The organism is Ruegeria sp. H3 (genome assembly GCF_056533095.1).
This window is the reverse complement of record NZ_JBQFOD010000002.1, coordinates 327,459-350,841: the sequence shown is the minus strand read 5'-3', so window position 1 is coordinate 350,841 and position 23,383 is coordinate 327,459. Positions and strand designations below refer to the sequence as shown.

The window sequence follows — 23,383 nt, the reverse complement described above, 5'->3', positions numbered from 1 at the left end:
GATATGACAGATGCCCAAAGGTATTCCTTTCGGCCATCGCTCTAGCAGCTACCGTACTGTTCTGGCTGTAAATCAATGAGTCTGGAGCCTAGGGCGCTGTTTTTTTGTCTCGATCAAGCTGCCGGTTTGCGGCGGGGGCGCCGACGCTTGGATTGCGAGGGCCTTGACGTCCCGTTGGCAGGTTTCGGCTTGAAGCTGCGGCGTCTGTTGCCTTGTCGCCGACCGGGGCGTTCCATTTGGACGGCCTCGGGCATCTCACCGCTGGCGACGGGGATGTCGATTTTCATCAGCTTCTGAATCTGACGCAGCAGGTCGACCTCCTCCGGTGAGCAGAAGGCAATGGCCTCGCCCTCGCGCCCGGCCCGCGCGGTGCGCCCTATGCGATGGACATAATTGTCGGGCACCTCGGGCAGGTCGTAGTTGATCACATAGGCCACGCCGGGAATGTCGATCCCGCGTGCAGCCACATCCGTTGCGACGAGCACTGTAGTTTCACCGGCGCGAAACGCTTTGATCGCTCGATCTCGTTGCCCCTGACTTTTGTTGCCATGGATCGAGGCCGCGTTGTAGCCATCTGCGACAAGGCCTTTCATCAGCTTCTCGGCCCCGTGTTTGGTACGCGAGAAGACGAGCGTCAGCGCATCAGTATCTTGCGACAGGATTTCACGCAGCTTTCGGGGCTTTTCCGGCTTGCTGACGAAATGCACCGACTGAGTGATCTTGTCTGCGGCCTTGCCCGGAGGCGACACCTGCACACGCTGCGGGTTGGTCAGATAGGCGCGGCTAAGCTCTTCCATCTGTTTGGGCATGGTGGCCGAAAACAGCATGGTCTGGCGCGGAGTGCCCAGAGCAGGCGCGATCTTGCGTAGCGCGTGGATGAAGCCCAGGTCCAGCATCTGATCGGCCTCATCCAGCACCAGATGGCGTACAGCGCCAAGATCTACGGCCCGACGCTCCATCAGGTCGATCAGACGACCGGGCGTGGCCACCAGAATATCTGTGCCGCGTGCCAGAAAGGCGATCTGTTTGTTGATCGATTGGCCGCCCACAACAGTGGCGACGCGCAGCTTTGTCTTTCTGGTCAGATTGCGCAGGCTGTCGGCGATCTGGTTTACCAACTCACGCGTCGGGGCAAGGATCAGGGCCTTGGCGGTTTTGGGATCGGGCTTGCCCGGTTGAGCCAAGAGGTGATCAATCAACGGCAGGCCAAACGCCAGCGTTTTGCCGGTTCCCGTTTGGGCCAGACCAAGAATGTCATGCCCGTTCAGGGCCAATGGAATGGCTTGGTTCTGGATCGGGGTCGGTTCAGAAAAGTTTGCGCGTTTCAGCGCGTCGTTCAGCGCGGGTGCTAGGCCCAGCATATCGAAGTCGAACAATGTCTATCCTTTTTGGCCCCGGGCCACATTGGCAGGAGCGCAATTGAAACAGGTCGCGCGGCAACCGCGCAACCGGCAGGGGTTTTGCGTGACCTCGGGATATACAGGCGCACCCTGTGCTATCTGGCCGTCGCATCAAGAACCCTGCGTGAAGGGGAACTGGAGAAGTGTTGGTAGGGCGCTGTGGGGCGGGTGAGGCCCGCCTGTGCTCACGCATCAGCGCTGTTTGAGGGGCACATGCGGTGTCGAGAGAGGATTGTCAAGCCATGAACCATGCGAACTACCGGCCAGTGGCCGTTTGACCGCAGATAACAAGCCGATTGCGATGCTTCATTCTGCAGCCGTAACCTTTGGCGGGAACTTGTTTGGAAGCAGGCCCAACGAACGCGCCTGATGCACATCGGCAAGGAGATCACGTTCTGCAGCGGCGAAGAGTTCTTCGGGGTCGTCCAAAACGAAATATCCCATCTGATGCATGTCAATCCGATACGGTGTGCGCAGAATAGTCAGAACATCAAACGGATCGCGGTCGGGAACATCACTTGACACAGAATAAATCAGTTCGGTTGGCGAGGATGCAAGACCAGATCCGAGCGCTTTGATTTGCCCGTTCTGGCGGCGCAAGCCAAACTCTATCGAGAACCAGTAGAGGCGGATCAACCAAGTGTAGTCGGAGGCATCTGCCTGAGTTCCTGCCGTTCCGATGGCGTGACTAAACGCTGCAAAGCGCGGGTCGCTGAGAAGGGGAGTGTGTCCGAAGATTTCGTGAAAGATATCTGGTTCTTCGATGTAGTCGAAATCTTCGCGAGAGCGGATGAAAGATGCGGCGGGAAAGACCTTGTTGGCTAGCATTCCAAAGAACTCTTTGAAACCGATCAGGGCCGGAACGGGCTGAACCCGCCAGCCGGTCATGTCGAGCAGTCGGTCCGAGATGTCAGCACATGAAGGGACTTTGGTTTTGGGAAGGTCCAAGCGGCGAAGCCCATCCAGATATTCGCGGGCCATGAAGCAGCGAACGTTCCGTTCCTGCGCGGCATAGAGATCGGCCCAAACAGCGTCCTCCTCGGCGGAATAGTCAATGTGACCCCGCGCATCGGCGCATTTTGCAGTGTACTTGGTAGATTTGGGCATCTCGGGCATCCTCCTACAACGAGTCTAGAGGTGTCGTGCCAAGAAAAATCTTTGAAATTCGTGGAAATCTCGCCATAATTGAGATGAACAATTCATAAGAGAGCCAAAAGTGAAAGAAACACTTCAATCCTCGGACATTTCAATCCTGCAGGAGCTGCAGGTCAGGGGCCGTCTGTCGATGCAGGAATTGGCTGAGCGAACCGGCCTGTCCGCGTCGCAATGCTGGCGGCGGGTTCGTGATCTTGAAGCTGCGGGTGTCGTATCGGGGTATCGCGCGCAAGTCACAGCCAAGGCGGTGGGCCTGAACGCGATAGCTTATATACATGTCGCCTTGCAGGATCATCAGGAAGACAGCATCTCCTCGTTCCTTCGCCTGGTTGAGACAGAGCCGCAGATTGTTGAGTGCGCCTCGATCACCGGGGATCATGATTTCATTCTCAAGGTTTACGCGAAGACGCCCGAAGATCTGGAGCATTTTATTATGCAGCGGCTTTTGAAATCAGGGCTGGTACGCGACACGCGCAGCAACTTTGTTTTGCGTCAGACCAAGACGCGTGGGCCCTTGCCGATCTTGTAAGCCTAAATCTTAAGAAAAATTAACGATTTCGATACGTTGGGTGTTGCGGGCCGTTGCGCGGAACATTGACTTTACGTGCGGTGTCGCGTATAAGTTGTGTCATGCTAGAAGAAGTGGGCAGCGGCCCCGGGGCGACCCGGCGGCCGTTTTTCGTTTCTGTCGTGCGGAGAAAACTCACGCATGAGGTCACAAGCAAACATGACGTTAATTACCCCGGAAGAGCGGATCTCCCAAACGGCCGATTTGTTGCGGTCGCTTGAGGCGTCCATTCGCAGTTTGCGGCAAGCGGCGGAAGACCTGCGCAAGCAAATTGGGGCCGGGGAGGATGCAGATCTTGCTGGTTCAGCCAAGCAACTCGGGCAGTTAGAGGGGCTGATCCGCAGTTGCCAGAAAGTGGAGACAAGCTTTGTCGAACAACATCACAGACAAGCCGGAATTGCCCAAGGGGGCTACGCGCTCGACCTTGATCGGGCACGATCTGAGATCGGGTGCAGGCTGGCTCGCCTCCGCGCCTGCTGCGGTGCAGGACAGATTTCTGAGTGAGATCGGGGAGGGGGGGCTGTGCGCCCTCCCTTTCTTGTTCGAGTTCTGGGCGCTGCCGCATCAATTGCCACCTGAGGGCGACTGGCGGTCTTGGGTGATCATGGGCGGGCGCGGGGCGGGCAAGACGCGCGCAGGCTCGGAATGGGTGCGGTCGATGGTTGAAGGATCTTTGCCGCTGGAGCGCGGCGAGGCCTGTCGTGTGGCATTGGTCGGTGAGACCTTTGATCAGGTACGCGATGTGATGATCTTTGGCGATAGCGGGATATTGCAGTGCTCGCCGCCGGATCGGCGACCTACGTGGAAGGCATCGGAACGCAAGCTGATCTGGCCCAACGGGGCCGAGGCGCAGGCGTTTTCGGCGCATGATCCTGAGGGGTTGCGCGGCCCTCAATTCGATGCGGCCTGGGTGGATGAGTTGGCCAAGTGGAAAAAGGCTGGGGAGACCTGGGACATGCTGCAATTTGCGTTGCGGTTGGGGGATCGTCCTCGGGTCTGTGTGACGACCACGCCGCGCAATGTGAAGGTTTTGAAGGACTTGCTGGCGTCTCCGTCCACCGTGCAGACCCATGCGCCGACCGAAGCGAACCGGGCCAATCTGGCGGAGTCGTTCTTGCAGGAGGTCCGTGCGCGCTATGCGGGCACGCGGCTGGGACGGCAGGAATTGGACGGGGTGCTGCTGTCGGATGCCGAAGGCGCGCTGTGGACCGGTTCGATGCTAGAGGCGGCGCGCTGTGCGCAGGTGCCCGCGTTGGATCGCGTCGTGGTGGCGCTGGACCCGGCGGTGACGGCGGGGTCGGATGCGGATGCTTGCGGGATCGTGGTCGTGGGTGCTCAGCTACAGGGGCCGCCCGAGGCGTGGCGGGCCTATGTGCTGGCTGACCGGACGGTGCAGGGCGTTGGCCCGGCGGGCTGGGCGCAGGCGGCGATTGACGCGATGGACAAGTTTGGGGCCGAGCGGCTGGTGGCCGAGGTCAATCAGGGCGGGCAACTGGTGGAAGAGGTGGTGCGGCAGGTGGACCCTCTGGTCCCTTATCGCGCGGTGAGGGCCTCACGCGGCAAGGTCGCGCGGGCCGAGCCTGTGGCGGCTTTATATGAGCAAGGGCGGGTGAGCCATGTGGCCGGGCTGGACGCGCTGGAGGAGCAGATGTGCCAGATGACCGCGCGCGGGTTCGAGGGGCAGGGCTCGCCCGACCGGGTTGATGCTCTGGTCTGGGCGCTGCATGAACTGGTCGTGGGGCCTGCGGGGGTGTTTAGAAGGCCGAGGGTGCGGAGTTTGTGAAACGCTACTTCTTTGGTGTGTGGTTGCTGATGCGTCTTACACCAATTTTATCTGGTTTCAGGGGCTTACGCGCGGTATGGAAAATCGCATGTCATTCGTTTCAGTTACTGCTCTTCGTGCGCCTGATCTGGAAGAAATTCTGACTCCAAAAGAGCGCTTGCTTTGGTCAGGACGTCCGGGTTTTGGCTTGAAGTTTTTTCAAGCTGTAGGCGAAGAACAGAAGTTGCAAGTGTTTATTCTGGTGGCACTTATTGCGCTTTGGGCAACGCTACCATTAATTGATGCTGACCCAGATGCACGCTTCGGTCGATTTAAGGCGCTGTTTGTGTATGGCATTGCAACGGTAGCCTTGCTTTCGTTTTCGGCCTACCTCGCCTCTCAGCGCCAGTTCGTTTTGAGCAATTTAATCTACTACGTGACCGATACACGTGTAATCATCTGTCGTTTGGGAAGAAACTGGAGGCTTGGCACCCGGCTATTTGTCGTTTCGTGCGAACATTCAAAAACATTTCCATACGAGGTTCTACCTACCCGGCCTTATCCGTCCCTAAGGGTAGGAACCCTGCTTTCAGAACAACAGGTTCAATTCCTAGGGTTTGGTTTGTCGCATCCAGGTCATCCGGAACGGTTTGATCGTGGTGTTCAACCGATTTTCCTGGACTATCTGGCAAACTCAGAACAGTTGCTTGTGATGATAAGGTCTTGTGCAGAGGATCGAAAGGCGGCTAACGACGCCTGATCTCCAAGGTCATTTCTGTTAGAGGGCCGTTGGAATTTTAGGGGTTTGTTGCTCGTCCTGTTACCACCGTTGCCCAACTCCCGTACGCCTCATTCCCGAGGCTTAAACTTCTTTCCATCATAACTCCTTTCAACAAGCCGGGCAGAGCGGCGGCAGAAAGGAGCACAGATGGTATTCGATTTCTTGCGTCGTGGATCGGCTGGCGAGGCCCCCGAGGCGAAGGCGAGCGCGGCGGGGCCTGTGGTGGCGTGGCAGACGGGTGGGCGCGTGGCGTGGAGCCCTCGGGATGCGGTGTCGCTGACGCGGACGGGGTTTTCGGGGAACCCGGTGGGGTTTCGCTCGGTCAAGCTGATTGCCGAGGCGGCGGCGGCTTTGCCTTTGGTGCTGCAGGATCAGGCGCAGCGCTATGACGTGCACCCGATTTTGTCGCTAATGCGCCGTCCGAATGCGGCGCAGGGGCGGGCGGAGTTGATGGAAGCTCTGTTCGGTCAGCTGCTGTTGTCGGGCAATGCTTATGTTGAGGCTGTGCAGGCTGAAGAAGGCCTGCCGGTTGAGCTGCATGTGTTGCGCTCGGACCGGATGAGCGTTGTGCCCGGGGCGGATGGATGGCCCAAGGCGTATGATTACGCGGTGGGCGGTAAAAAGCATCGGTTTGCAGCGGAAAACATCTGCCATATCAAGTCGTTCCACCCGCAGGATGACCATTACGGGTTCTCGCCAATGCAGGCGGCGGCGATGGCGATTGATGTGCATAACAGCGCGTCGCGGTGGTCGAAATCACTGCTCGACAATGCGGCGCGGCCTTCGGGAGCGCTGGTTTGGAAAGGTGGCGATGGCCATGGGGTGATGGCCGAGGATCAGTTCCGGCGTCTGTCCGATGAGATCGAGCAGAATTATCGGGGCGCGCGGAATGCCGGGCGACCGATGGTTCTGGAAGGGGGCTTGGATTGGAAGCCCATGGGGTTCTCTCCGTCCGATATGGAGTTTCAAAAGACCAAGGAAGCCGCCGCCCGCGAGATCGCGCTGGCCTTTGGGGTCCCGCCGATGTTGCTGGGGATCCAAGGCGACGCGACCTATTCGAACTATCAGGAGGCCAACCGGGCGTTCTATCGCCTGACCGTGCTGCCTCTGGTGGCGCGGGTGGCGGCGGCGGTGTCGGAGTGGCTATCGGGTTACTCCGGAGAGGACTTAGTGCTGAAGCCCGATCTGGATCAGGTCCCGGCGCTGTCAGCGGAACGCGACGCGCAATGGGCGCGGGTCATTGGGGCCGATTTCCTGACGGACGCCGAGAAGCGCGCGTTGCTGGGGTTGCCGGAGCGTGCAGATGACTGAGGGGTATCCTCCGTTTGAATGCGCGCCAGGCCTGCGTCTGGCCGCGCATGAGCGGGTGGCGGAAATCCAGCACGCACATCTGTGTCGGCGGCTGGATCAGATCGAAGAGATGATGGAGCGGCTGGAGAAACGGTTGTGGCTGACGGTCTACGGCGTGGCGGCGGTGATCTTGGCGCAAGCCTTTCAGTCCCTCTTGGTGGTAACGCCATGAGTTCAGTGGGTTACATGGAGAAGTTCATGGATTTGGAACACAAATTCGCGCGGTTTGGCGATGGTTTGTCGGTGACCGATGACGCGGTGATCGAGGGCTATGCCAGCCTGTTTGGGCAAGTTGATCAGGGCAGCGATGTGGTGCGGCGCGGGGCGTATCGCGGCTCGCTTGAAGGGCTCAAGGCCGCTGGACAGCGTGTCAAGATGCTGTGGCAGCACGACCCGGCGCAGCCTATCGGTGTCTGGGACGAGGTGCGCGAAGACGACAAGGGCCTGTGGGTCAAAGGACGTCTGCTGGAAAGCACGCAGAAGGGTCGTGAGGCAGCCGAGTTGATCCGGGCGGGCGCGATGGACGGCCTGTCGATTGGCTATCGTACGAAACGGGCTGTGAAGAATGACAAGGGCCAGCGGGTCCTGACCGAGCTGGAGCTGTGGGAGGTGTCATTGGTGACCTTCCCGATGCTGCCCAGTGCGCGGGTGGCGGCGAAGGGGAGCGACCCCGAAGCTGAAAACACCTGGCGCAATATTGCCGAGGTGTTTGACCACGCCCGGCAGGAGCTGGCGCGGACCTAGCGCGCCTCAAACCCACCCAAAAAGGAAGTGCTGATGAGCAAGACCGAAACCCCGGCCTTGACCGGAGAGGGTGCGCCCCTGGTTCAGGAGGTGAAGCAGGCGATGGCTGGCTTCGTGAATGAATTCAAGGGCCTGAAGGCTGAAGTTAAAACCAAACTGCAACAGACAGAAGAGCGACTGACCATGCTGGATCGAAAATCAACCATCGCGGCACGCCCGCATCTTGCGGCCTCGAACGAGGACGGTGCTCCGCATCAGAAAGCCTTTGATGCCTATGTGCGTTCCGGCGAAGATGACGGGCTGCGCGGGCTGGAGATTGAGGCCAAATCGCTGTCGACCGCTGTGAACAGCGAAGGCGGGTATTTGGTTGATCCGCAGACCGCCGAGGCGATCAAATCGGTATTGAATTCAACTGCATCGATCCGTTCGATTGCTTCGGTCGTGAATGTCGAGGCGAACTCGTTCGATGTGCTGATCGACCATACGGATGTGGGTGCCGGCTGGGCCGATGAGAATTCGGCGACGGCAGAAACCGGGACACCGTCGATTGACCGGATCTCGATCCCGCTGCATGAGCTGAGCGCATTGCCCAAAGCCTCGCAGCGTTTGCTGGATGACAGCGCGTTTGATGTCGAAGGCTGGCTGGCCGGTCGCATTGCAGACAAGTTCGCGCGTGCCGAAGCAGCGGCGTTTATCAATGGCGATGGCGTCGACAAACCCAAGGGCCTGATGATCCACCGCGCCGTGCCGGATGATAGCTGGTCATGGGGCAGCCTTGGATATGTTGCCACCGGCATTGATGGTGGTATCGACGCGGACGCGATTGTCGATGTGGTTTATGCGCTGGGCGCGCAGTACCGCGTCAATGGCACCTTCGTGATGAACTCGAAAACCGCTGGTCTGATCCGCAAGCTGAAAGACAGCGATGGCCGCTTCCTGTGGTCGGATGGCCTAGCTGCGGGTGAGCCTGCGCGCCTGATGGGCTATCCGGTTCTGATCGCCGAGGACATGCCGGATGCCGCCTCGGACAGCTTCTCGATCGCGTTTGGCGATTTCCAGGCTGGATACACCATTGCCGAGCGTCCCGATCTGCGCGTGCTGCGTGATCCGTTCAGCGCGAAGCCGCATGTCCTGTTCTACGCAACCAAGCGTGTGGGTGGTGATGTCAGCGACTTTGCCGCGATCAAGCTGCTGAAATTCGGCACCGCCTGAGCGGTGACGGATCCGGGGGGCCGGGCGACCGGTCCTTCGGGCGGCGGGTACGGGCCGGGGTGAGATCCCCCGCGTTGTCTAGCTGCTCCCCTCCGTCCGAGCAACGTGGGGCGGCGCGTGCCCGTCATTTTCAAGACTACGGCCCCGGAGGGGTCCGAGATTGCGGAGTGAATGGATGATGTTGATCGAAGAGACCGCTATCGCGGATGCGACGCTGCCGGTGGATCAGTTCAAAGCGCATTTGCGGATGGGCACGGGGTTTGCCGAGCGCGATGTGCAGGACGAGGTGCTGAAAGGGTTCCTGCGTGCGGCCATTGCGGCAATCGAGGCCAGAACTGGCAAAGTGCTGATCGAGCGCGCCTTTTTTTGGAGCCTGAGCTGTTGGCGCGACCCGGCGGGCGAAGTGCTGCCCGTGGCCCCGGTTTCAGCAATTGATGCGGTCACAATGACAGATGCGACCGGAATGGACACTGATCTTGATGCCGGCATCTATCGGTTGGAGCGTGATAGTCAGCGCCCCCGATTGCGGCCTGCGGCAACGTCTTTGCCAAATGTTCCAACGGGTGGATCGGTGAAGATTGCCTTAACTGCCGGTATGGCTGCAGGTTGGGATAGCCTGCCTGCCGATCTGGGGCAGGCGGTGCTGCTGCTAGCAGCGCATTACTACGAATACCGCGATGAGACGTCGCTTAGCGATGGGTGTATGCCCTTTGGGGTCACCAGCCTGATACAGCGGTACCGTATGGTGCGTTTTGGTTCGGGAATGGCGCAATGACAGCGCCTCGTCTGAACCGCAAGCTGGTGCTGGAAACGCCGGATCGTTCGGCCGATGGTGCGGGCGGGTTCGTTGAGACCTGGGCGGTGCTGGGCACGATTTGGGCAGAGGTTACGGCGCGCAGCGGGTCCGAGCGGGCCATCGCAGGGGTGCCGGTATCACGGGTGGGCTATCGCATTGTGGTGCGGGGCGCGCCCGAGGGATCGTCGATGAGGCCAACACCGGATCAGCGTTTTGTCGAAGGCACGCGGCGTTTCGTAATCCGCGCTGTCGCGGATCGCGATCCGCGCGGTCAGTATCTGACCTGTTTCGCAGATGAAGAGGTGGCGGCATGAGCTATGGCGTAGCAGCCGCGTTGCAGGCGGCGGTGTTTCAGCGGCTTTCAGCTGACGCTGATGTCAGCGCGCAATCTGGTGGCGCAATCTTTGATGCGGTGCCGACTGGGCCGGTTCCAACCACCTATGTGACGCTGGGCCCGGAAGAGGTCCGCGAAGCGTCGGACAGGTCCGGCGCAGGTGCGCTGCACCGGTTCACGATCTCGGTTGTGTCCGAGGCCGCAGGATTTGGCGCCGCAAAATCACTGGCCGGTGCCGTGTGTGACGCGCTGGACGGCGTGGGGCTGAGTTTGGATCGGGGCCGCCTAGTGGGGCTTTGGTTCGAACGCGCCAGCGCCCGGCGCACCGGAACCGGCGGTGCAATCCGCCAGATCGATCTGAGATTCCGCGCCCGCGTGGAAGACGACTAAGCAATCAACGGAGAGAGCACATGGCTGCCCAGAACGGAAAAGACCTGTTGGTCAAAGTGGATATGAACGGCACGGGCCTGTTCGAAACCATCGCGGGCCTGCGCGCCACGCGGATCAGTTTCAACGCCGAAAGCGTGGATGTAACCACGCTGGAAAGTCAGGGGGGCTGGCGCGAACTGCTGTCGGGGGCAGGGGTCAAATCGGCCGCGATCTCGGGCTCGGGCGTTTTCAAGGATGAAGGCACGGACGAGCGTGCTCGGCAGTTGTTCTTTGATGGTGAAACACCGGGTTTCCAGGTGATCATCCCCGATTTCGGCATTGTCGAGGGGCCGTTTCAGGTGGCCGGCATCGAATATGCGGGCTCGCATAATGGCGAGGCGACCTATGAGATGAGCTTGGCAAGCGCCGGTGCGCTGACCTTTACCGCGCTGTAATCCGATGGCCAATCCGTGGACGGGCGAGGTGGCATTGACCATCGATGGGGAGCGGCGGGTACTCAAGCTAACGCTGGGTGCTTTGGCGGAATTGGAACAGGAGCTGGACACCGGGTCATTGGTTGAGCTGGTCCAGCGGTTCGAAGGTGGCGGCTATTCCAGCAACGATGTGCTGGCGCTGATCGTGGCGGGACTGCGGGGCGGCGGGGCGGATGTGTCCCGTACTGACGTGATGCATGCCGAGATCGAAGGGGGCCCTTTGGCCGGTGCAAGGGCTGCGGCTGAGTTGCTGGCGCGGGCCTTCATGGTGCCGGGTGGCGCATGAGCGGGTTTGACTGGCCCGTTCTGATGCGGGCCGGGTTCCTCGGGCTGCGGCTGACGCCGGATCAGTTCTGGCGTCTGACCCCGGCCGAGCTGCGGCTGATGCTGGGGCAGGGTGCCGGACTGCCCGCGATGAACCGGGCCGGGCTGGATGCGCTGTTGGCGGCGTATCCGGACACAGAACAAGGAGAGCGTGATGACGGATCGTGATGGGTTTGACGACCTGCAGGAGCGGGGCGAGGCGCTGGGCGACTCGTTAAGTGATGCGGCCAGCATGGCGGCGGCTTTTGACAGTCAGATGAAGCGGATCGGCGCTGCGTTTGAAGAAACAGGCAAGGATGTCGCCACGCTTGAACGCGGGATGTCAAGCGGGTTGCGCAAAGCCTTTGATGGTGTGGTGCTGGATGGCAAGAGCCTGTCTGATGCACTGGATGTGCTGAAGAACTCGCTGATCCAGACGGCCTACTCGGCTGCGATCAAGCCGGTGACAGATCATTTCGGTGGGCTGTTGTCTGGTACGATTGGTGGCTTGGTGAAGGGGCTTCTGCCGTTTGCCGATGGCGGTAGTTTCAGCCAGGGGCGGGTGATGCCCTTTGCCAATGGCGGTGTGATCAGCGGCCCCACAACCTTTCCGATGCGCGGCGGCACCGGCCTGATGGGCGAGGCGGGCCCTGAGGCCATCATGCCATTGGCGCGCGGGGCGGATGGAAAACTAGGGGTTCGCAGTTCGGGCGGCGGGGGTGCGGTCAACGTAGTCATGAACATCTCAACACCCGATGTTCAAGGGTTCCGCCGCAGCCAGGGCCAGATCGCTGCACAGATGAGCCGCGCTTTGGGCCGCGGCAATCGCAACAGATAAAACCGGGAGCAGGTCATGAATTTTCACGAGGTCAGATTTCCGGCCAGCCTGAGCTTTGGCTCGGTCGGTGGTCCTGAACGGCGCACAGATATCGTGACGCTGGCCAACGGGTTCGAAGAACGCAACACGCCCTGGGCGCATTCGCGCCGTCGCTATGACGCGGGCCTTGGGATGCGGTCATTGGATGATATTGAGACGTTGATTTCCTTCTTTGAGGCGCGGCAGGGGCAGATGTTCGGGTTCCGCTGGAAGGATTGGTCTGATTTCAAATCGGGTCTGGCTTCGGCCGATGTGGAACGTGGGGATCAGGTCATCGCGCTGGGCGATGGTGTGCGCACTGAATTTCAGCTGGTCAAGACCTATACATCGGGCGGTGTCAGCTATGTACGCCCGATTGCAAAGCCAGCGTTGGGCACGGTGGTCTTGGGGCTGGATCAGGATGAAATCCGCGAAGGCGTGGATTTTGAGGTTGATCTGACCACGGGCGCAGTCGTGTTCGCGGATCCGCCGCCTGAAGGTGTCGAGATCACAGCCGGGTACGAGTTCGACGTGCCGGTGCGGTTCGATACCGACAAGATTCAGACCAGTGTTGCCAGCTTTCAGGCCGGTGACGCGCCAAGTGTTCCAGTGGTCGAGGTGCGTGTCTGATGGCCGGGGATGTTCAGGGGCTGCACGCCCATCTTCAGACCGGTCTGACCACTGTATGCCGTTGTTGGGCGATCACGCGCGCGGATGGGCAGGAATATGGCTTTACGGATCACGACCGGGAACTGGAATTCGAAGGCGTGACCTTCAAGGCCAGTACCGGCCTGACCGCTGCGGCGATTGAACAGGCCACCGGGCTGTCGATTGATAACACCGAAGCAATGGGCGCGCTGTCTGACGCCGCCGTGCGCGAGGAAGATATCGAAGCGGGCCGGTTCGATGGCGCAAAGGTGCGGGCTTGGTTGGTCAACTGGGCCGATCTGGATCAGCGTATCCTGCAGTTTCGGGGATCGATTGGAGAGCTGCGCCGCTCGGGCGGGGCGTTTCACGCCGAGCTGCGCGGGCTGACCGATCTGCTGAACCGTCCGCTTGGGCGTATCTATCAGAAACCCTGTACTGCGGTTCTGGGCGACAAGGTGTGCCGGTTCGATACAAAAGCCGAAGGGTTCTCGGTCGAGGCCGAGATTGTGGCCTTTGACGGTGGTACATTGATCCGTGTGGACGGTGGTGAAAACGCGGCTGCTGCTTGGTTTGAACGGGGGCGTCTGGACGTGTTGTCCGGCTCGGCCAGCGGACTTTGGTCTTCGATCAAAGCGGATCAGAGGGTCGATGGCGGGCGCGAGGTCACCTTGTGGTCCGGAATTGGCGGAGGGCTGTCTGTTGGCAACCAGGTCCGGCTGACCGCGGGCTGCGACAAGCGCATGACAACCTGCCGGTCAAAATTTGACAATATTCTGAATTTTCAGGGCTTTCCCGATCTTCCGGGCGAAGATTGGATGATGGCGGTGCCAAAGAAAACCAATCCGAACAACGGGGGGAGCAGACGGTGATGCCACGTAGACAGGATATCGTGGACGAGGCGCGCAGTTGGCTTGGCACGCCCTATGTCCATCAGGCTTCGACCAAGGGGGCAGGCACAGATTGTCTGGGACTGCTGCGCGGCGTTTGGCGCGCGCAAATCGGTCACGAACCCGAAGAAGTGCCCATTTACACGATGGATTGGTCGGAACCTCAGGGCGAGGAGCGAATGTGGGCCGCTGCGCAACGTCATTTGATCGAAAAGCCAAGCGCGGATCTTTCGGCGGGTGATGTCGTTTTATTTCGCATGCGCGACAGCGGCATCGCCAAGCATTTGGGGATTATGACCAGCACCGGAACAGTCCCGCGTTTTGTGCATGCCTATAACGGGCACGGCGTTGTCGAAAACGCCCTGAGCGAGCCGTGGCGCCGCCGGATTGTGGCCTGTTTTGAATTCCCGTTGGAGGACCGCTGATGGCGACGATAGTTCTTTCTGCAGCTGGTGCTGCATTGGGTGGTTCAATCGGTGGCACGATTGCCGGCCTGTCGACCGCCATTATCGGTCGCGCGGTGGGTGCGACCATCGGGCGGGTAATTGACCAGCGTCTTCTCAGCCAATCTGTGATGGGCGGCGGCAGTGACGTTGTCGAAACCGGGCGGATGGACCGGTTCCGTCTGACCGAGACGGGCGAAGGCGCGCCGGTGTCGACCGTATTTGGGCGGATGCGGGTCGGAGGGCAGGTGATCTGGGCTTCGGACTTTCTAGAAACGCGCAGTGAGACCATCGAAGGTGGTGGCGGTGGCAAGGGCAAACCCAAAGCACCTAAGGTCACGACCGTTACCTACAGCTACTCCATCTCGCTGGCGATTGCCGTTGGCGCGGGACAGATCGCAGATGTTGGCCGCGTCTGGGCCGATGGCGAAGAACAGGAACTGAGCAGCCTGAACATGCGCATCTATCATGGATCGGATGATCAGTTGCCGGACCCTCTGATCGAATCCATCGAAGGTGCGGGCCAGGTGCCAGGCTATCGTGGTACGGCCTATGTGGTAATCGAAGACTTCCAGCTTGGGAACTTCGGAAATCGTGTCCCGCAGTTTTCCTTCGAGGTCGTACGCCCGCCGCAAACGGACCTGCCCGATCGCGAAACTTCGGTCCAGGAATTGGTGCGGGGCGTCGCGATGATGCCCGGGTCGGGTGAATACGCCTTGGCCAGTTCGCAGGTGAACTATGCGCTTGGCTATGGCAAAAGCGCTCCGGCCAATGCCAGCTCAGCCTCGGGCTGGACGGATCTGGTGACCTCGACCCGCGCGTTGTCTTGGGAGTTGCCGCACTGCGATGCAACCTCGTTGATCGTGTCATGGTTCGGCGATGATCTGCGCTGCGGGTCCTGTGATATCCGCCCCAAGGTTGAACGCCGCGACGCGGATGGACAGGGGATGCCTTGGAACGTGTCCGGGCTGTCGCGCAGTCAGGCGCAGCTGGTAGCGCGAGAGGATGATCGCCCGGTCTATGGCGGGACGCCCACGGATGCCTCGGTAGTCGAGGCGATCCGGCATCTGAAGCTATGGGGCAAGCGGGTCATGTTTTACCCGTTCATCCTGATGGAGCAATTGGCTGGCAACGGGTTGCCTGACCCTTGGTCTGATGCAGCCGATCAGCCGCATCTGCCCTGGCGTGGACGGATCACGTTGAGCGAGGCCCCCGGGCGCACGGGTTCCCCCGATGGCACTGCGGATGCCGACACGCAGGTTACTGCGTTTTTTGGGACTGCAAAGGCCAGTGACTTTGTGATCGGCAATGGCACTGTCAGCTATACGGGCCCGCAAGAATGGGGGTTGAACCGGTTCATTCTGCATTATGCCGCCTTGTGCAAGGCTGCGGGTGGGGTCAGCTCGTTTTGTATCGCATCCGAGATGCGCGGGCTGACGCAAATACGCGGAGCGAGCGGTTTCCCGGCTGTTGCACGTCTGCGGGCGCTGGCGGCTGAGGTGCGCAGCATTTTAGGGACTGCTACCAAAATCGGCTATGCAGCGGATTGGAGCGAGTATTTCGGCTATCAACCGCCCGGTACCAGCGACCGGCTGTTCCACCTCGACCCATTGTGGGCCGATGGCAATATCGATTTCATCGGTATCGACAACTACATGCCCCTGTCCGATTGGCGCGATGGCGAAGATCATCTGGATGCCGTTGCGGGCGCGCCATCAATCTATGATCTCGATTATCTGCGCAGCAATATCGAAGGCGGCGAGGGGTATGACTGGTATTATGCCTCGCCCGAGGAAGCAGAGGCGCAGATACGCGCTCCTATCGAAGACGGCGATTATGATGAGCCTTGGATCTGGCGCTACAAAGATGTGCGGAACTGGTGGCTCAACACTCACCATGACCGGATCGATGGTGTGCGACAGGCCACCCCCACAGATTGGATTCCGGGGTCAAAGCCGATCTGGTTCACCGAACTGGGCTGTGCGGCCATCGACAAGGGCACCAATCAGCCAAACAAGTTTCTGGACCCCAAATCGTCTGAATCTCAGCTACCTGCCTATTCCAACGGCATGCGGGATGATTTCATTCAGGTTCAGTATCTTAGGGCGATGCTGAGCTATTGGGGTGATCCGCAGATCAACCCGACCTCAACGGTCTATGGCGGTCCGATGGTGGATATGTCCAACACCTATGTCTGGGCCTGGGATGCCCGGCCGTTTCCGGCGTTCCCGAACCAGGGCGTTAAATGGAGTGACGGCGGCAACTATGCGCGCGGTCACTGGCTGAACGGGCGATCAGGCGCACGCACGCTGGCCTCGGTCGTGACTGAAATCTGCTATGGCGCCGGGGTGACTGATATCGACGTATCGGGCCTCTATGGCGTTGTACGCGGCTATGTCATCGAAGACGTCACCAATGCGCGGTCCGCCTTGCAACCACTGATGCTGCGCTACGGGTTCGACGCCATCGAACGTGACGGTGTGTTGCGGTTTCAGATGCGGGATGGCTATGGCGCTGTTGATCTGAACCCGGATCGTCTGGCGGTCAGCCCCGATCTGGACGGCACTGTCGAATACCGTCGTGAGGCCGAAGCCGAGATGACCGGGCGCGTGCGCCTGCGCTTTGTCCAGTCCGATGCAGACCACGACTTCGTCGCCGAAGAGGCTGTGTTGCCCGATGTCAGTACCCATTCCGTTTCGGTCAATGAGATGCCCCTGTCGATGACGCGCGGTGAGGGAAGGCAAACAGCGGAACGCTGGCTCAGCGAGGCGCGCGTGTCGCGCGACAGCACCCGGTTTGCGCTGCCCCCGTCCATGATGCATCTGGGGGCCGGGGATGTCGTGCGCCTATCGGGCGAGGCCAAAGGTGCGCTCTATCGGATTGACCGGATGGAGACGGCAGAACTGCAACTGGCCGACGCAATTCGGGTTGAGCCGGGGGTCTATAAGCTGTCGGATATTGAAGAGGACCCTATCTCGGTAAAGCCCTATCTGGCGCCTGTTCCGGTGCTGCCAGTCTTTATGGATTTGCCACTGATCACCGGGGCGGAGGTGCCGCATGCGCCTTATCTGGCTGTTTCGGCTGATCCATGGCCGGGCAACGCGGTGGTCTATAGTTCGACGACGGATCAGGGCTATACGCTCAGCGAGGTGATCACCGCACCCGCGACCATTGGCCGAACCGAAACGCCACTGCTGCGCGCCAGCACTGGGCTTTGGGACGATGGCCCGGTCCTTCGGGTCAGGTTGATTGAGGGTCAACTGGAATCGCAACCGCGCGAAGCGCTGTTGAACGGGTTGAACCTTGCGGCCATTGGTGATGGGACAACCGGTAATTGGGAAGTGTTTCAGTTTTCGAATGCGATGCTGGAAAGCCCCGGTGTCTACGCGCTGTCTGGACGACTGCGCGGGCAGTTGGGAACGGATGCCCTGATGCCCGATGCCTGGCCAGACGGATCGGTTTTTGTGCTGCTGAACGACAGTGTCTCGCAGATCAACCTGTTGCAGACCGAGCGCCGGATAGACAAGCACTATCGCATCGGACCCGCGACCCGAGGGTATGACGATCCATCTTATACGCATCTGGTGCAGGCATTTGAGGGCAATGGGCTTCGACCGTATGCGCCGGCACATCTGACGGCAAGGGCAGTTACCGATGGTTATGCAGTCAGCTGGGTGCGTCGCACCCGTGTAGATGGCGATGACTGGTCCGGTCTGGATGTACCGCTCGGTGAAGAAGCGGAAGCGTATCTGTTGCGGGCATGGTCCGGCTCAACGGTTCTGCGCGAAGAGGTGGTGACCCAACCAAGCTGGGCCTACACAGCCGCGATGCAGGTGGCAGATGGGGTATCCGGTCCGTTTGACGTAGAAGTCGCTCAGGTTTCCGCCATCTACGGACCGGGTGCTTCGGCCCGTGTGATGGTCGGGTAGGCCGTTCCGATGCGATCTTTGTTTCATGGGGACCTTAGCGCTGCGGCACGCGCCTTGTTGGCGGTGCCGCAGCCTCAGCGAAAGAGCCTGTGTTTGAAGATGATCGCCGAGGCGGAACTGGCCGACGCGCATGTCAGATCATCAGGTCGCTTGCATCCGTTGTATGGAAATGGCTCGCTGATGGTGGCTGCGCGAAACCGAAAACTGGTGGACGAGCCCGGCTTTGACGACGTGAACTATTGTCAGTGTTTTGAACTGGTTCTGCGTCAGCTGGTCCGCATTCACCTTAGCCAGAAGCGCAGCTGACGCATTTGCAGGCCGCCAGGTCCAGTTTTAGACGGCCATCCGGAATTCGGTCGCCGCAATCCTCGCAATACCCGTATTCACCGTCTTCTAAACGTTGCAACGCCGCTTTGAGACGGTGTGTTTCGATATTCCGGTTCGTTTGCTGCGCTTTGGCCATCGCCTGATTTTGCAAGGCATCCATGCGGCTGAGGCGTCCGACGGCCTGTTGGTCCAATTCGACGACGGCCTGCGCCTGCTGAGATGATGCCGAAAGCGCCGTTAGCTCGGCTAAACGGGCGCGAATGAGGATGTCAAAATGGCTTCGTTCTGTTTCATTCATTTTTGTTGAAGACCCGATCACGGGTTTGCGTTTGGTGTTTTTGTCACTAAATGGCATTCTAGGCGCAGCAGAGGATCAAAAGCCATGTTTGAAAAGCGCAGCCATGTAACGCCGGTAGATCCGGTTTGGACCCGCATCACCTCAGAGGCGACTGAGGCTGTGGAAAAAGAGCCACTGATGGGTGGGCTCGTCCATGCTTGTGTCCTGCATCACCGCAGTCTTGAGCGGGCTTTGTCCTATCGTATCTCGGCCAAACTGTGTTCGAACGAGATGTCGATGATGGTGCTGCGCGAGATCGTGGATGAGGCTTATGCCGATGATCCGTCTCTGCTTGAGGCCGCGCGGGCCGACCTGATGGCGGTTTATGAACGTGATCCGGCCTGCCACCGCTTGTTGCAGCCGATCTTGTATTTCAAAGGCTATCAGGCAATGCAGGCCTATCGCGTGGCGCATTGGCTGTGGCGGAAAGGGCGGCATGATCTGGCGTATTTCTTCCAGATGCGGTCATCCGAGATATTCGGGATCGATATTCATCCGGCCGCCAAAATCGGCAAAGGGATCATGATCGATCATGCCCATTCGATCGTCATTGGTGAGACTGCGATTGTTGGCGACAACGTCTCGATGCTGCATTCGGTGACGCTGGGCGGGACCGGCAAGGAAGAGGAGCAGCGCCATCCCAAGATTGGTGATGGCGTTCTGATCGGTGCCGGGGCTAAGGTTCTGGGTAATATCGAGGTCGGACATTGCAGCCGCATTGCTGCGGGGTCTGTGGTTCTGCAGCCTGTGCCATCTTGCAAAACCGTTGCTGGCATACCTGCCAAGATCGTAGGCGAGGCTGGTTGTGATCAACCTTCGATCTCGATGGATCACATGCTCGGCAAAGACCAGTAATTGGATATAGATAAACGCAAAAGGCCGCCTTGGTTACCGAGGCGGCCTTTGTTTTTTGTGGTTGGCTGTATTTAAGCCAGCATGACCATCGGATTTTCCAGATTGTCGACGATAGCTTGCAACAGCTCTGCCCCAAGCGCCCCATCGATGACCCGGTGATCGACGGACATGGTCACCGACATGACGGTGGCAACCGCTAACTCTCCGTCCTCGCCAACGACTGGTTTCTTGACGCCCGAACCGACGGCCAGAATACCAGCATGCGGCGGGTTCACGATGGCGTCGAAATTGTCGATGCCGAACATACCGAGGTTCGAAACCGCGAAAGTGCCGCCCTGATATTCATGTGGGGCCAGCTTGCGTTCGCGGGCACGACCGGCGAGGTCTTTCATCTCGGTCGACAGCGCTGACAGCGACTTGGTGTCGGCGTCCTGCAGGACCGGGGTGAACAAGCCGCCTTCGATGGCAACCGCAACGGCCACATCCGAAGGTTTCAATTGCAGAACGCGATCACCTGCCCAGACCGCATTACAAGCCGGAACCTGTTGCAGTGCGTTGGCGACGGCTTTGATGATGAAGTCGTTGACGCTCAGCTTGACGCCACGGCCTTCCAACTGCTTGTTCAACTGGCTGCGGAACTTAAGCAACGCGTCCAGCTTGATATCGCGGCGTAGGTAGAAATGCGGTATGGTCTGCTTGGCCTCGCTGAGACGCGCGGCGATAGTTTTGCGCATACCGTCCAATGCGATTTCTTCGTAGTCGCGACCCTCGTACATGCGGGCTACCATATCAGGCGAGGGACCAGCAGGGGCGGCAGCTGTTGGCGCGGCTGCGGAAGCGGCTGGTGCAGCTGCCTGAGCCGGTGCGGCGGCTGTTGCGCCTTCGACGTCTGCTTTAACGATGCGGCCATGCGGGCCCGAGCCAGCGATTTGCGCCAGATCCAGACCTTTTTGTGCAGCGATCCGACGGGCTAAGGGCGAAGCGAAGATACGACCGCCATCGGCCTTCATCGGTGCTGCCGGAGCAGGGACGGGCGTCTCGGATGCCGCTGGCGCGGCGGCCTCGTTGCCCGCAGCGGCTGGGGCCGCATCAGGGACCTTGGCAGGCGCAGCGGCGATATCATCAGCGCTTTCGCCATCTTCCAGCAGAACGGCGATGGCGGTGTTGACCTTGACCCCTTCAGAGCCTTCGGGGATCAGGATCTTGCCGATGGTGCCTTCGTCGACGGCCTCGAATTCCATCGTGGCCTTGTCGGTTTCGATCTCGGCCAGCAGGTCGCCGGACGACACGGTGTCGCCCTCTTTGACCAGCCATTTTGCAAGCGTGCCTTCCTCCATGGTTGGCGAAAGGGCGGGCATCAGAATTTCTGTGGGCATCTGTGTCGCTCCTTACCGGTAGGTCACTTGTTTGACAGCTGCGATCACCTCATCGGTGGTGATCAGGGCCAGCTTTTCGAGGTTCGCCGCATAAGGCATCGGAACATCCTTACCAGTGCAATTGATCACCGGCGCGTCGAGATAGTCAAACGCCTCTTGCATCACGACTGAGCTGATGTAGCTGCCGACCGAGCCTTGGGGCCAGCCTTCCTCGACCGTAACCAGACGGTTGGTCTTCATCACCGAGTTGATGATCGCGCCGGTGTCCATGGGTCGGATCGTGCGCAGATCGATAACCTCGGCGCTGATGCCTTCCTCGGCCAGTTTGTCCGCGGCTTCCAGCGCATATTGCATGCCGATGCCAAAGCTGACGATGGTCACATCCGAGCCTTCGCGCCAGATGCGGGCCTTGCCCAGTGGGATGGTCAGGTCATCCACCTGCGGCATGTCGAAGGACCGGCCGTAGAGGATTTCGTTTTCCAGGAAGATCACCGGGTTGGGGTCTCGGATTGCCGATTTCAGCAGGCCTTTGGCGTCGGCCGCCGAATAGGGCATGACGACCTTGAGGCCCGGTATCTGCATGTACCATGCCGCGTAGTCTTGCGAGTGCTGCGCGGCCACGCGGGCGGCGGCACCGTTGGGGCCACGGAACACGATTGGGCAGCCCATCTGACCGCCAGACATATAGAGCGTCTTGGCGGCGGAGTTGATGATCTGGTCAATCGCCTGCATGGCGAAGTTGAAGGTCATGAACTCGACGATGGGCTTCAGGCCGCCAAAGGCTGAACCAACCGCGATACCTGCAAAGCCATGTTCAGTGATTGGGGTGTCGATCACGCGTTTTGGGCCAAACTCATCCAGCAGCCCTTGGCTGATTTTATACGCGCCCTGATACTCGGCGACTTCCTCACCCATCAGGTAAACGTCTTCGTCGCCGCGCATTTCTTCCGCCATCGCATCGCGGAGCGCTTCGCGGACGGTTTCGGATTTCATCTCGGCATCGGCGGGCCAATCCGGCGACAGGTCCACGACCGGAGCTGCCGGAGCAGATGTAGGAGCGGGGGCCTCAACCGCCGCAGGGGCGGCCTCGGCCACCGCTGCGGCTGCAGGTGCAGCCGCGGGGAGGGCGGCGGCGTCTTCACCTTCTTCCACCAGCACCGCGATAGGGGTATTCACTTTAACCCCCTCGGTGCCTTCCACGATCAGGATTTTGCCAACGATACCTTCGTCAACGGCCTCAAACTCCATCGTCGCCTTGTCGGTTTCTATCTCGGCCATGATGTCGCCCGAGGATACGGTGTCGCCTTCCTTGACCAGCCATTTGGCCAGCGTGCCCTCTTCCATTGTGGGCGAAAGGGCGGGCATGAGAATTTCGGTTGCCATGTCTTATTCGTCCTCTCAGGCGTAAATATCTGTCCAGAGCTCGTCCAGCGACGGCTCGGGGCTTTCTTTCGAGAATTCAGCGGCCTGGTTGACGACCTCTTTGATCTCTTTGTCGATCGCCTTCAGGTCGTCCTCGGTCGCGTGTTTGCCGGTCAGCAGCAACTCGCGCACATGTTCGATCGGGTCGCTTTGCTCGCGAACCTTCTGAACCTCTTCGCGGGTGCGGTACTTGGCCGGGTCGGACATCGAGTGGCCGCGATAGCGGTAGGTCTTGACCTCAAGGATGTAAGGGCCCTTGCCTGCGCGGCAGTGGGCGACAGCCTTTTCGCCCGCCTCTTTAACGGCCAGCACATCCATACCGTTGACCATCTCACCGGGGATACCAAAGGCCTGACCGCGGTGGTAAATATCCGCCGACGAGGTCGAGCGCGCCTGCGCGGTGCCCATGGCGTATTGGTTGTTCTCGATCACGAATACAACGGGAAGTTCCCAGAGGGCCGCCATGTTGAACGTCTCATAAACCTGACCTTGGTTGGCTGCGCCATCACCGAAATAGGTGAAAGTGACGCCGCCGTTTTCCTTGTACTTATCTGCGAAAGCCAGACCCGCACCCAGCGGCACCTGCGCGCCAACGATGCCGTGGCCGCCGTAGAAATGCTTCTCTTTCGAGAACATATGCATCGAGCCGCCTTTGCCCTTGGACAAGCCGCCCTCGCGTCCAGTCAGTTCAGCCATCACGCCGCCCGGATCCATGCCACAGGCCAGCATGTGACCGTGATCGCGGTACGAGGTGATCCGCTTGTCACCTTCCTTTGCCGCTGCTTCCAGACCGACAACAACCGCTTCCTGTCCGATATAGAGGTGGCAGAACCCACCGATCAGACCCATTCCATAAAGCTGACCAGCCTTTTCTTCGAATCGGCGGATCAGAAGCATCTCGCGGTAGTAAGTCTTGAGTTCTTCCGCAGAAACATTTGGTTTCTTTGTGGTTTTTCGCGCAGCCATCTTGGCGACCTCTCCCTTTCGGACAGATAGTTTAGCGTTAAACTATCTCTTAAAGCATTTCGGGCTTTC

26 protein-coding genes are annotated in these 23,383 nt (G+C 59.8%); 20 read left to right on the top strand and 6 right to left on the bottom strand.

Features of this window, described 5'->3' with window-relative positions; translation table 11 throughout:
• Positions 1-113: 113 nt before the first annotated feature.
• Entirely contained in the window at positions 114-1,376 is a 1,263-nt protein-coding gene (locus tag ACR0JE_RS04365) for a DEAD/DEAH box helicase (RefSeq protein ID WP_480863220.1), read from the bottom strand.
• Positions 1,377-1,706: 330 nt separating this feature from the next.
• Positions 1,707-2,507 carry a phenylalanine 4-monooxygenase gene (phhA, locus tag ACR0JE_RS04360; RefSeq protein ID WP_480863218.1) on the bottom strand — a complete coding sequence of 267 codons (801 nt, stop codon included), beginning with the start codon at positions 2,505-2,507 and terminating at the stop codon, positions 1,707-1,709.
• 109 nt (positions 2,508-2,616) lie between these two features.
• Here phhA and ACR0JE_RS04355 point away from each other — a divergent pair, with 109 nt between their 5' ends.
• The 19 genes from ACR0JE_RS04355 (at position 2,617) to ACR0JE_RS04265 (ending at position 18,337) form a co-directional block, all read left to right on the top strand.
• Complete coding sequence (locus ACR0JE_RS04355; protein ID WP_480863216.1) at positions 2,617-3,084, top strand: Lrp/AsnC family transcriptional regulator; 468 nt, start codon at positions 2,617-2,619, stop codon at positions 3,082-3,084.
• A gap of 535 nt (positions 3,085-3,619) precedes the next feature.
• Positions 3,620-4,906, top strand: a complete 1,287-nt coding sequence (locus ACR0JE_RS04350) for a DNA-packaging protein (RefSeq protein ID WP_480863240.1) — start codon at positions 3,620-3,622, stop codon at positions 4,904-4,906.
• Between the two features lie 88 nt (positions 4,907-4,994).
• Positions 4,995-5,645, top strand: a complete 651-nt coding sequence (locus ACR0JE_RS04345; RefSeq protein WP_480546787.1) for a hypothetical protein — start codon at positions 4,995-4,997, stop codon at positions 5,643-5,645.
• A 168-nt stretch (positions 5,646-5,813) separates the two neighbouring features.
• Positions 5,814-6,977 (top strand): phage portal protein, encoded by a 1,164-nt coding sequence (locus ACR0JE_RS04340; RefSeq protein ID WP_480863214.1) that lies wholly within the window; start codon positions 5,814-5,816, stop codon positions 6,975-6,977.
• Positions 6,970-7,188, top strand: coding sequence for a GTA head formation protein, RCAP_rcc01685 family (locus tag ACR0JE_RS04335; protein ID WP_480863212.1), 219 nt, complete (start codon positions 6,970-6,972; stop codon positions 7,186-7,188). Before ACR0JE_RS04340 ends, ACR0JE_RS04335 begins: the two co-directional genes overlap by 8 nt.
• 14 nt (positions 7,189-7,202) lie before the next feature.
• Positions 7,203-7,760 (top strand): HK97 family phage prohead protease, encoded by a 558-nt coding sequence (locus ACR0JE_RS04330; RefSeq protein WP_480863238.1) that lies wholly within the window; start codon positions 7,203-7,205, stop codon positions 7,758-7,760.
• Positions 7,761-7,793: 33 nt separating this feature from the next.
• The gene (locus ACR0JE_RS04325) at positions 7,794-8,972 is read left to right on the top strand and encodes a phage major capsid protein (protein ID WP_480542438.1); all 1,179 of its coding nucleotides are present in this window, start codon (positions 7,794-7,796) and stop codon (positions 8,970-8,972) included.
• Between the two features lie 175 nt (positions 8,973-9,147).
• The gene (locus ACR0JE_RS04320; RefSeq protein ID WP_480826796.1) at positions 9,148-9,747 is read left to right on the top strand and encodes a head-tail connector protein; all 600 of its coding nucleotides are present in this window, start codon (positions 9,148-9,150) and stop codon (positions 9,745-9,747) included.
• Positions 9,744-10,082 carry a phage head closure protein gene (locus tag ACR0JE_RS04315; RefSeq protein WP_480826798.1) on the top strand — a complete coding sequence of 113 codons (339 nt, stop codon included), beginning with the start codon at positions 9,744-9,746 and terminating at the stop codon, positions 10,080-10,082. The genes ACR0JE_RS04320 and ACR0JE_RS04315 overlap by 4 nt, the downstream gene beginning before the upstream one ends.
• Positions 10,079-10,492, top strand: coding sequence for a DUF3168 domain-containing protein (locus ACR0JE_RS04310; protein ID WP_480546801.1), 414 nt, complete (start codon positions 10,079-10,081; stop codon positions 10,490-10,492). The genes ACR0JE_RS04315 and ACR0JE_RS04310 overlap by 4 nt, the downstream gene beginning before the upstream one ends.
• A gap of 20 nt (positions 10,493-10,512) precedes the next feature.
• Complete coding sequence (locus tag ACR0JE_RS04305; protein ID WP_480863210.1) at positions 10,513-10,926, top strand: phage major tail protein, TP901-1 family; 414 nt, start codon at positions 10,513-10,515, stop codon at positions 10,924-10,926.
• Positions 10,927-10,930: 4 nt separating this feature from the next.
• Positions 10,931-11,251 (top strand): gene transfer agent family protein, encoded by a 321-nt coding sequence (locus tag ACR0JE_RS04300; protein WP_480546805.1) that lies wholly within the window; start codon positions 10,931-10,933, stop codon positions 11,249-11,251.
• Positions 11,248-11,457, top strand: a complete 210-nt coding sequence (locus ACR0JE_RS04295; RefSeq protein ID WP_480863208.1) for a rcc01693 family protein — start codon at positions 11,248-11,250, stop codon at positions 11,455-11,457. Before ACR0JE_RS04300 ends, ACR0JE_RS04295 begins: the two co-directional genes overlap by 4 nt.
• On the top strand, positions 11,444-12,106 hold the full coding sequence (locus ACR0JE_RS04290) for a phage tail tape measure protein (protein ID WP_480863206.1): 663 nt from the start codon (positions 11,444-11,446) through the stop codon (positions 12,104-12,106). Before ACR0JE_RS04295 ends, ACR0JE_RS04290 begins: the two co-directional genes overlap by 14 nt.
• Positions 12,107-12,121: 15 nt before the next feature.
• Positions 12,122-12,754, top strand: coding sequence for a phage distal tail protein, Rcc01695 family (locus ACR0JE_RS04285; RefSeq protein ID WP_480863204.1), 633 nt, complete (start codon positions 12,122-12,124; stop codon positions 12,752-12,754).
• A complete protein-coding gene (locus tag ACR0JE_RS04280) occupies positions 12,754-13,641 on the top strand; it encodes a DUF2163 domain-containing protein (RefSeq protein ID WP_480863203.1) in 888 nt (295 codons plus the stop codon). The genes ACR0JE_RS04285 and ACR0JE_RS04280 overlap by 1 nt, the downstream gene beginning before the upstream one ends.
• Positions 13,641-14,084 (top strand): NlpC/P60 family protein, encoded by a 444-nt coding sequence (locus tag ACR0JE_RS04275; RefSeq protein WP_480863201.1) that lies wholly within the window; start codon positions 13,641-13,643, stop codon positions 14,082-14,084. Before ACR0JE_RS04280 ends, ACR0JE_RS04275 begins: the two co-directional genes overlap by 1 nt.
• On the top strand, positions 14,084-18,031 hold the full coding sequence (locus ACR0JE_RS04270) for a baseplate multidomain protein megatron (protein WP_480863199.1): 3,948 nt from the start codon (positions 14,084-14,086) through the stop codon (positions 18,029-18,031). The genes ACR0JE_RS04275 and ACR0JE_RS04270 overlap by 1 nt, the downstream gene beginning before the upstream one ends.
• 9 nt (positions 18,032-18,040) lie before the next feature.
• Entirely contained in the window at positions 18,041-18,337 is a 297-nt protein-coding gene (locus ACR0JE_RS04265; protein ID WP_480863197.1) for a DUF7742 family protein, read from the top strand.
• Here the strand turns inward: ACR0JE_RS04265 and ACR0JE_RS04260 are convergent.
• Complete coding sequence (locus ACR0JE_RS04260; protein WP_480863195.1) at positions 18,318-18,656, bottom strand: TraR/DksA family transcriptional regulator; 339 nt, start codon at positions 18,654-18,656, stop codon at positions 18,318-18,320. The two genes, ACR0JE_RS04265 and ACR0JE_RS04260, sit on opposite strands and share 20 nt — an antisense overlap.
• A gap of 84 nt (positions 18,657-18,740) precedes the next feature.
• Between ACR0JE_RS04260 and cysE the strand changes: the two genes are divergently transcribed.
• On the top strand, positions 18,741-19,550 hold the full coding sequence (gene cysE / locus ACR0JE_RS04255; RefSeq protein WP_480542464.1) for a serine O-acetyltransferase: 810 nt from the start codon (positions 18,741-18,743) through the stop codon (positions 19,548-19,550).
• A 71-nt stretch (positions 19,551-19,621) separates the two neighbouring features.
• On the opposite strand, the gene ACR0JE_RS04250 is transcribed toward cysE, so the two are convergent.
• The 3 genes from ACR0JE_RS04250 to pdhA are packed head-to-tail and all read right to left on the bottom strand — an operon-like array spanning position 19,622 to position 23,314.
• Positions 19,622-20,926 carry a pyruvate dehydrogenase complex dihydrolipoamide acetyltransferase gene (locus ACR0JE_RS04250; protein ID WP_480863192.1) on the bottom strand — a complete coding sequence of 435 codons (1,305 nt, stop codon included), beginning with the start codon at positions 20,924-20,926 and terminating at the stop codon, positions 19,622-19,624.
• A 12-nt stretch (positions 20,927-20,938) separates the two neighbouring features.
• Positions 20,939-22,309, bottom strand: coding sequence for a pyruvate dehydrogenase complex E1 component subunit beta (locus ACR0JE_RS04245; protein WP_480863190.1), 1,371 nt, complete (start codon positions 22,307-22,309; stop codon positions 20,939-20,941).
• A gap of 15 nt (positions 22,310-22,324) precedes the next feature.
• Positions 22,325-23,314: a pyruvate dehydrogenase (acetyl-transferring) E1 component subunit alpha gene (pdhA, locus tag ACR0JE_RS04240; RefSeq protein WP_480863188.1), complete on the bottom strand. Its 990-nt coding sequence runs from the start codon at positions 23,312-23,314 to the stop codon at positions 22,325-22,327.
• Positions 23,315-23,383: the final 69 nt, after the last annotated feature.

Excerpts from the sequence above, each read along its gene's own strand:
- phhA (WP_480863218.1), bottom strand. The coding sequence starts at position 2,507 with ATGCCCAAATCTACCAAGTACACTGCAAAATGCGCCGATGCGCGGGGT.
- ACR0JE_RS04345 (WP_480546787.1), top strand. The coding sequence starts at position 4,995 with ATGTCATTCGTTTCAGTTACTGCTCTTCGTGCGCCTGATCTGGAAGAA.
- ACR0JE_RS04340 (WP_480863214.1), top strand. The coding sequence starts at position 5,814 with ATGGTATTCGATTTCTTGCGTCGTGGATCGGCTGGCGAGGCCCCCGAG.
- ACR0JE_RS04335 (WP_480863212.1), top strand. The coding sequence starts at position 6,970 with ATGACTGAGGGGTATCCTCCGTTTGAATGCGCGCCAGGCCTGCGTCTG.
- ACR0JE_RS04330 (WP_480863238.1), top strand. The coding sequence starts at position 7,203 with ATGGAGAAGTTCATGGATTTGGAACACAAATTCGCGCGGTTTGGCGAT.
- ACR0JE_RS04325 (WP_480542438.1), top strand. The coding sequence starts at position 7,794 with ATGAGCAAGACCGAAACCCCGGCCTTGACCGGAGAGGGTGCGCCCCTG.
- ACR0JE_RS04320 (WP_480826796.1), top strand. The coding sequence starts at position 9,148 with ATGATGTTGATCGAAGAGACCGCTATCGCGGATGCGACGCTGCCGGTG.
- ACR0JE_RS04315 (WP_480826798.1), top strand. The coding sequence starts at position 9,744 with ATGACAGCGCCTCGTCTGAACCGCAAGCTGGTGCTGGAAACGCCGGAT.
- ACR0JE_RS04310 (WP_480546801.1), top strand. The coding sequence starts at position 10,079 with ATGAGCTATGGCGTAGCAGCCGCGTTGCAGGCGGCGGTGTTTCAGCGG.
- ACR0JE_RS04305 (WP_480863210.1), top strand. The coding sequence starts at position 10,513 with ATGGCTGCCCAGAACGGAAAAGACCTGTTGGTCAAAGTGGATATGAAC.
- ACR0JE_RS04300 (WP_480546805.1), top strand. The coding sequence starts at position 10,931 with ATGGCCAATCCGTGGACGGGCGAGGTGGCATTGACCATCGATGGGGAG.
- ACR0JE_RS04295 (WP_480863208.1), top strand. The coding sequence starts at position 11,248 with ATGAGCGGGTTTGACTGGCCCGTTCTGATGCGGGCCGGGTTCCTCGGG.
- ACR0JE_RS04290 (WP_480863206.1), top strand. The coding sequence starts at position 11,444 with ATGACGGATCGTGATGGGTTTGACGACCTGCAGGAGCGGGGCGAGGCG.
- ACR0JE_RS04285 (WP_480863204.1), top strand. The coding sequence starts at position 12,122 with ATGAATTTTCACGAGGTCAGATTTCCGGCCAGCCTGAGCTTTGGCTCG.
- ACR0JE_RS04280 (WP_480863203.1), top strand. The coding sequence starts at position 12,754 with ATGGCCGGGGATGTTCAGGGGCTGCACGCCCATCTTCAGACCGGTCTG.
- ACR0JE_RS04275 (WP_480863201.1), top strand. The coding sequence starts at position 13,641 with ATGCCACGTAGACAGGATATCGTGGACGAGGCGCGCAGTTGGCTTGGC.
- ACR0JE_RS04270 (WP_480863199.1), top strand. The coding sequence starts at position 14,084 with ATGGCGACGATAGTTCTTTCTGCAGCTGGTGCTGCATTGGGTGGTTCA.
- ACR0JE_RS04265 (WP_480863197.1), top strand. The coding sequence starts at position 18,041 with ATGCGATCTTTGTTTCATGGGGACCTTAGCGCTGCGGCACGCGCCTTG.
- ACR0JE_RS04260 (WP_480863195.1), bottom strand. The coding sequence starts at position 18,656 with ATGAATGAAACAGAACGAAGCCATTTTGACATCCTCATTCGCGCCCGT.
- cysE (WP_480542464.1), top strand. The coding sequence starts at position 18,741 with ATGTTTGAAAAGCGCAGCCATGTAACGCCGGTAGATCCGGTTTGGACC.
- ACR0JE_RS04250 (WP_480863192.1), bottom strand. The coding sequence starts at position 20,926 with ATGCCCACAGAAATTCTGATGCCCGCCCTTTCGCCAACCATGGAGGAA.
- ACR0JE_RS04245 (WP_480863190.1), bottom strand. The coding sequence starts at position 22,309 with ATGGCAACCGAAATTCTCATGCCCGCCCTTTCGCCCACAATGGAAGAG.
- pdhA (WP_480863188.1), bottom strand. The coding sequence starts at position 23,314 with ATGGCTGCGCGAAAAACCACAAAGAAACCAAATGTTTCTGCGGAAGAA.